This window comes from Deltaproteobacteria bacterium, from assembly GCA_005879795.1.
GTDB lineage: Bacteria > Desulfobacterota > Binatia > DP-6 > DP-6 > DP-6.
Genome location: VBKJ01000263.1, coordinates 1 through 2,496, shown reverse-complemented (window position 1 = coordinate 2,496; position 2,496 = coordinate 1). Strand labels below are relative to the sequence as shown.

Sequence of the window (2,496 nt, the reverse complement as noted above, 5' to 3'; positions counted from 1 at the left end):
TGCGCGCGCACGTCCATGATCACGTACTGCGCCGCCTGGCTCACCGCCCGGATGGCGAGCGCCGAGAAGAGGAAGACGAGCATGGCGCCGAGGAGCCCGCCCACGAAGATCTCCGGCTTCGCGATGTCGACCGTCTCGATCTTGAAGCCGTAGTTACGCACCTCGTCCAGGTAGGCCGAGAAGAGGAGGAAGGCGGCGAGCGCCGCGGAGCCGATCGCGTAGCCCTTGGTGAGGGCCTTGGTGGTGTTGCCGACCGCGTCGAGACGGTCGGTCTTCTTGCGGATGTCCTCGGGCTGATGGCTCATCTCGACGATGCCGCCTGCGTTGTCGGTGATCGGGCCGAAGGTGTCCATGGCGAGGATGTAGGCCGCGGTGGCGAGCATCCCCATGGTGGCGACGGCGGTGCCGAAGAGGCCCGCGCCGGGGATGCCCGTCGCCCGGCCGAGGAGATAGGAGCCGAGGATCGCGAGGGAGATGACGATGGTCGGGATGGCGGTGCACTCGAGGGCCACCGACATGCCGGTGATGATCGTCGTCGCCGGGCCGGTCTGGGCCGCCGCGGCGATCTCTCGCACCGGGCGGTAGCGGTACTCGGTGTAGTACTGCGTGATGTAGACGAAGGCCTGCGAGGTCGCGATGCCGACGAGCCCGCAGGCGAAGAAGTGGAGCCACGCGAGCGGGCGCTCGGGGGCGTGGAGGAGCCAGCGCGTCGCCACCCCGAAGCCGAGGAGTGCCAGCCCGGCGGCGATGTAGTAGCCGCGGTTGAGCGCGCTCATCGGGTCCGCGTTCTCGTCGGTGCGGACCGCCATCACGCCGACGATCGAGGCGATCAGCCCGAAGGCGCGCGCCACGAGCGGGAAGAGCATGACGCCGAGCATGCCTGCCGCGAAGTGGACGCCCGTCCTCAGCGCCGCCGTCGCGAGCCCCGCGCCGAGGATCATGGCGCCGATGTTCTCGGCCGCCGTCGACTCGAAGAGGTCGGCGCCGCGGCCGGCGCAGTCCCCGACGTTGTCGCCGACGAGGTCCGCGATCACCGCCGGGTTGCGCGGGTCGTCCTCGGGGATGCCGGCCTCGACCTTGCCGACCAGGTCGGCGCCGACGTCGGCCGCCTTGGTGTAGATGCCGCCGCCCAGCTGCGCGAAGAGCGCGACCAGGCTCGCGCCGAAGCCGTAGCCGACGATCAGGAGCGGGATCTTCTCGTCCGCCACCCCGAAGGCGCGCAGGGCGACGAAGAGTCCGCCCACGCCGAGGAGGCTCATGGCGACCACGAACAGGCCCGACACGGCCCCGCCGCGGAGCGCGAGCTGGAGCGCGCGGTTGAGACTCGAGCGCACCGCCGAGGCCGTGCGCAGGTTGGCGCGGATGGACACGAACATGCCGACGTAGCCAGACACGCCCGAGCACAGCGCCCCGAAGCAGAAGGCCAGCGTGGTCGCCACCGCCATGTTGAAGGGGCTGGCCGGGTCGTTGGGGTTCGGCGGGCGCACGAAGGCGTAGAGCACGAAAATGAGGGCCGCGACGCCGAGCCCGATCCCGAAGATGGTGGCGTTCTGCCGGCGGAGGAACGCCTCCGCGCCCTCCTTGATGGCGCCCGCGATCTCCTGCATCTGCGGGGTGCCCTCGTCGGCGGCCAGGACCTCCCGCGCCAGGTAGACCGCGAACGCCAGCGACAAGACGCTGATGAGCATCACGAGCGGGATCATCGCCCCTCACCTCGCCCCTTCGTGTAGGTGAAAAAAGCCGCCCTACCTACCGTGTGCCCCGCGTCACTGCAAGCGTCGGGCGGCGGGGCGCCGGCTCAGGGGCTCGGCGCGCCCGGCCCACCGCCGGCATCATCGCGGGTCTTCTCGCGCCTCGCCTTGTAGCGCTCGTGGCGCGCGCGCAGCGCCTCGCCCATGCGCTTCAGGCCCTGGAGCCGGTCGGCGAACTCGCCGGTCACCTCGCGCGCCTCCTCGCGGGTGCGGACGACGTAGGGGGAGATGAGGATGATCAGCTCGGTCCGTAGGGTCGTGTCGCTGTTCACGCGGAAGGCCCAGCCGAGGACTGGAATGTCCATCAGGTAGGGGACTCCCTGCCGGGTGTGACGGATCGTGTCCATGATGATGCCGCCGATGAGGACCGTCTCGCCGTCCTGCACGACCGCCGTGGTCTCGGCCTCGCGCGTGTTGAACGAGGGCGAGTTGGTGTTCCCGAACGAGTTCTGCCCGACGTCGCTCACCTCCTGCCGGATCTGCATGTTCACCAGGCCTTTCGAGTTGACCTGCGGCAGGATGGTGAGGATGTTCCCGGTGTCGCGGTACTGGACCGAGTTGACGACGTTGGAGACCGCTATCGTGGATGTCTGGGTCGAGGTGAGGATCGGGATCGACTGGCCGACCAGGATGTGCGCCTCACGGTTGTCGGCCGCCATGATGTGCGGCGCAGAGAGCATCTTCACGTTGGTCATCGTCGCCAGCGCGTTGATGAAGAGGTTGAAGTTCTCGCTGTTGGAGATGA

General features: G+C 69.2%; 2 protein-coding genes. Both read right to left on the bottom strand.

Going from position 1 to position 2,496, the window contains the following annotated elements:
- Positions 1 to 1,703 (bottom strand): sodium-translocating pyrophosphatase (locus E6J59_19865; protein TMB15598.1); only part of this gene is annotated, 1,703 nt, incomplete at its 3' end.
- Between the two features lie 95 nt (positions 1,704 to 1,798).
- Positions 1,799 to 2,494, bottom strand: coding sequence for a type II and III secretion system protein (locus E6J59_19860; protein TMB15597.1), 696 nt, complete (start codon positions 2,492 to 2,494; stop codon positions 1,799 to 1,801).
- Between the last annotated feature and the right edge of the window lie 2 nt (positions 2,495 to 2,496).